Source organism: Pseudochelatococcus sp. B33 (assembly GCF_053570585.1).
Genome location: NZ_JBSEFH010000067.1, coordinates 1 through 2,531, shown reverse-complemented (window position 1 = coordinate 2,531; position 2,531 = coordinate 1). Strand labels below are relative to the sequence as shown.

2 protein-coding genes are annotated in these 2,531 nt (G+C 65.5%); both read right to left on the bottom strand.

Annotated elements, in window-relative coordinates; translation table 11 throughout:
* Nucleotides 1-302 precede the first annotated feature (302 nt).
* On the bottom strand, nucleotides 303-1,496 hold the full coding sequence (locus ACUSIJ_RS29520) for an IS91 family transposase (RefSeq protein ID WP_449311984.1): 1,194 nt from the start codon (nucleotides 1,494-1,496) through the stop codon (nucleotides 303-305).
* A 3-nt stretch (nucleotides 1,497-1,499) separates the two neighbouring features.
* Nucleotides 1,500-2,405, bottom strand: coding sequence for a tyrosine-type recombinase/integrase (locus ACUSIJ_RS29515; RefSeq protein WP_449311983.1), 906 nt, complete (start codon nucleotides 2,403-2,405; stop codon nucleotides 1,500-1,502).
* Nucleotides 2,406-2,531: the final 126 nt, after the last annotated feature.

The following is a 2,531-nucleotide window of genomic DNA, read 5'->3' as shown; positions in this document are numbered from 1 at the left end:
ATGGTGAAGGGTTTCGGGTGCCGGCAGGCGTACGAAAGCCTCTCATGCAGGAACCCGCGGGACGCAGGCGGTGAGCTATGGGGATTTCGGAGTTCGGCTGATGTCGGCGATGGCACGACCGCCGCTGAGAATCGCGGACATGAGTGTGGACAGTCCCCTGCATTGTACATGAGGGTAAGACTGTCGTCCCGCCACTCGACCGCGTGCGATCGTGCTGGTGCCGATCATCACGAGCGACGCAGTCAGATCCGTTGCCGCAGGAGGGGCGCCTGCGGCTGATGTTTGGACCATACCGTACCGGGTCATGGAGTGGTCTCCCGTTTCCTCGCCGTCGCATGCGGCGGTCCGCGCGGCTGCTTCCAGCGTTCGAACCCCGCGATAAGGATCATGCGTCCCCCGCAGCAGGGGCACGGCGGCCGGAAGTCTTCCGGTTCGCGTGGTGCGTCGTTATCGGGTGGCGCGGCGACGTCCAGGAGCTCGCGGGCGAGTGCGATGCTGGCCTTGCGTGCGGAGCCGGCGAGCAGGCCATAGTGCCGGATGCGATGGAAGCCTCGCGGCAACACATGGATCAGGAAGCGGCGGATGAACTCGTCGGTGGCGAGCGTCATGATCTGCTGCCGTTCCGCGCCGTCGCGACGATAATTCTTGTAGCGGAAGGTGACGCCGGTCTCGTCGAAGGCGATCAGGCGGCCGTTCGAGATGGCGATCCGGTGGGTGTAGCGGGACAGATAAGCGAGCACTGCCTCCGGTCCAGAGAAGGGCGCCTTGGCGTAGACCACCCAGCGCTTCTTCCTGACAGGAGCAAGGTGGTGCAGGAATGCCTGCCGCTCGGCAAGGCACCCTGTCGATCCGAAGAAGGCGAGCTGCCCGGCATCGTGCAGAGCGACCAGCCGGGTGAGGAAGAGCCGTCGGAACAGCTTGCCGAGCACGCGCACAGGAAGAAGGAATGCCGAGCGCGACGCCATCCATCGGCTTCCGTCCAGCGCGATGCCGCCGCCCGGCACGATCATGTGTATGTGCGGATGGTAGGTCATCGCTGATCCCCAGGTGTGAAGCACGGCGGTGATGCCGATGCGCGCGCCGAGATGCTTCGGATCGGCAGCGATGGTCAGCATCGTCTCCGACGCCGCCTTGAACAGCAGGTCGTAGACCAGCGCCTTGTTGTGGAAGGCGATGTCGGCGACCTCGGCAGGCAGCGTGAACACGACATGGAAGTAGCCGACAGGCAGCAGATCGACCGCGCGCTCGGCCAGCCATGCTCGCGCGGCCGCGCCCTGGCACTTCGGACAGTGCCGGTTACGGCAGCTGTTATAGGCGATCCGCCATTGGCCGCAGTCCTCGCAGGCTTCGATATGACCACCAAGGGCCGCGGTGCGGCAATGTTCGATCGCGGACATCACCTTGAGCTGGGTCAGGCTCAGGTGCCCGGCATGGGTCGCCCGATAAGAGGGCCCGGCAGCACGGAAGATATCGGCGACCTCGATCGAGGGGCGCACGGCTCAGCCGGGAAGTGCCTTATCCTCCATTAACGCCATCAGCCGGTCGAGCGGCCCGGCGACCGCGTGGATTGTCCGGGTCGAGACCTTGGTATAGAGCGCGGTCGTTTCCAGCTTGCTGTGCCCGAGCAGCACCTGGATGACGCGGATGTCGACATCCTGCTCGAGCAGGTGGGTGGCGAAGCTGTGACGCAGCGTGTGCGGGCTGACGCGCTTGCGGATGCCGGCGACTTCGGCTGCCTCCTGGACCGCCCGGTGCAGTTGCCGCGATGAGATCGGATCGGTGCAGCTACGCCCCGGGAACAGCCAGCCGTGCGGGAGCATCACCCCGCGCCGCCTGCCTTCGCGCCACCACAGTCGCAACAGCTCCAGGAGCTGCGGCGACAGCATCGCGTTGCGGTCCTTGCGTCCCTTGCCCTGTTCGACGCGGATCAGCATGCGTGTGCTGTCGATGTCGTCGACCTTCAGGTGCGCGACTTCGGATACCCGCAGGCCTGCACCATAGGCAATGCCGAGCGCGGCCTTGTACTTGATGCCCGGGGCCGCCGCGAGGAGGCGCGCCGCTTCCTCCACGCTCAGCACCTCGGGCAGCTTGCGCGGATACCGGATGATGACCAGCGCACGCGCCAGATCCCGCCGCTTCAGCGTCACGAGGAACAGGAACCGCAGCGCCGAGACCGCGCCATTGATCGTTGCAGGGCCAACGCCGTTCTCATGCTGATCGAGCTGGAAGCGGCGGATGTCCTCCAGCGTTGCGGTGTCCGGCGAACGGCCGAGGAAAGCGGCGAAGCGCCGGACATGGCGAATGTAGTCCTGCTGCGTGTGGGAACCGAGGCCCCGCATGAGCATGTCGTGCTGCATGCGCTGGCGGAGCGGCGAGATCGGTGCATCGGTCGACGGGGTAGCCATGGCAAGTTCCTCTTGTTGAAGGGAACTCCATGATCACCTTGCCCGCCGCTAACTGCTCAAAGGCTAAAAATATCAAACCATCTCAGGCCCTGGCGCCCCTCCCGCGAAGCGGGTTCGTGCATGGGG

Coding starts and splice junctions, on each gene's coding strand:
- ACUSIJ_RS29515 (WP_449311983.1), bottom strand. CDS start 2,405: ATGGCTACCCCGTCGACCGATGCACCGATCTCGCCGCTCCGCCAGCGC.